Below are 1516 nucleotides of genomic sequence, written 5' to 3' on the forward strand. Positions count from 1 at the left end.
GTGAGTGAAACTCATTTGGGTTGTATGGTTAAGCGACTAAGCGTATACGGTGGATGCCTTGGCAGTCAGAGGCGATGAAGGACGTAGTAACTTGCGAAAAGCGTTGGCGAGCTAGTAACAAGCATTTGAGCTAACGATGTCCGAATGGGGGAACCCAGCAGCATAAGCTGTTATCGCAACATGAATACATAGTGTTGCGAGGCGAACGAGGGGAACTGAAACATCTAAGTACCCTTAGGAAAAGAAATCAACCGAGATTCCCCTAGTAGCGGCGAGCGAACGGGGATTAGCCCTTAAGTCAGTGGGGTGTTAGTGGAATGTGTTGGAAAGCACAGCGGCACAGGGTGATAGCCCCGTACATGAAAACTAACCATTGATGAAAACGAGTAAGGCGGGACACGTGACATCCTGTTTGAATATGGGGGGACCATCCTCCAAGGCTAAATACTCCTGACTGACCGATAGTGAACCAGTACCGTGAGGGAAAGGCGAAAAGAACCCCTGTGAGGGGAGTGAAATAGAACCTGAAACCGTATACGTACAAGCAGTGGGAGCGGTTCTTGAGACCGTGACTGCGTACCTTTTGTATAATGGGTCAGCGACTTACATTTTGTAGCGAGGTTAAGCGAATAGCGGAGCCGTAGGGAAACCGAGTGTTAACTGCGCGTTTAGTTGCAAGGTGTAGACCCGAAACCCGGTGATCTAGCCATGGGCAGGTTGAAGGTTGAGTAACATCAACTGGAGGACCGAACCGACTAATGTTGAAAAATTAGCGGATGACTTGTGGCTGGGGGTGAAAGGCCAATCAAACCGGGAGATATCTGGTTCTCCTCGAAAGCTATTTAGGTAGCGCCTCGAGCGAATACCATTGGGGGTAGAGCACTGTTAAGGCTAGGGGGTCATCCCGACTTACCAACCCTTTGCAAACTCCGAATACCAATGAGTACTACTCGGGAGACAGACGGCGGGTGCTAACGTCCGTCGTCAAAAGGGAAACAACCCAGACCGTCAGCTAAGGTCCCAAAGTACTAGCTAAGTGGGAAACGATGTGGGAAGGCTTAGACAGCTAGGATGTTGGCTTAGAAGCAGCCATCATTTAAAGAAAGCGTAATAGCTCACTAGTCGAGTCGGCCTGCGCGGAAGATGTAACGGGGCTAAGCTAGTCACCGAAGCTACGGGTGCACAGTTTACTGTGCGCGGTAGAGGAGCGTTCTGTAAGCCGTTGAAGGTGAAGGGGTAACCCACGCTGGAGGTATCAGAAGTGCGAATGCTGACATGAGTAACGATAAAGGGGGTGAAAAACCCCCTCGCCGAAAGACCAAGGGTTCCTGTCCAACGTTAATCGGGGCAGGGTGAGTCGACCCCTAAGGTGAGGCCGAAAGGCGTAATCGATGGGAAACAGATTAATATTTCTGTACTTCCGCTAACTGCGATGGAGAGACGGAGAAGGCTAGGCTAGCGCGGCGTTGGTAGTCCGCGTTTAAGGTGGTAGGTGGTGTTCTTAGGCAAATCCGGG

Annotated in this window: 1 rRNA gene; it reads left to right on the top strand. The window is 50.9% G+C overall.

Annotation, left to right across the window (positions count from 1 at the left end):
- Positions 1–26 precede the first annotated feature (26 nt).
- Positions 27–1516: ribosomal RNA gene (locus K5Q99_RS21715) — 23S ribosomal RNA — on the top strand; the annotation flags it as partial.

It is taken from the genome of Shewanella hafniensis (genome assembly GCF_019655335.1).
GTDB classification, from domain to species: Bacteria; Pseudomonadota; Gammaproteobacteria; order Enterobacterales; family Shewanellaceae; genus Shewanella; species Shewanella hafniensis.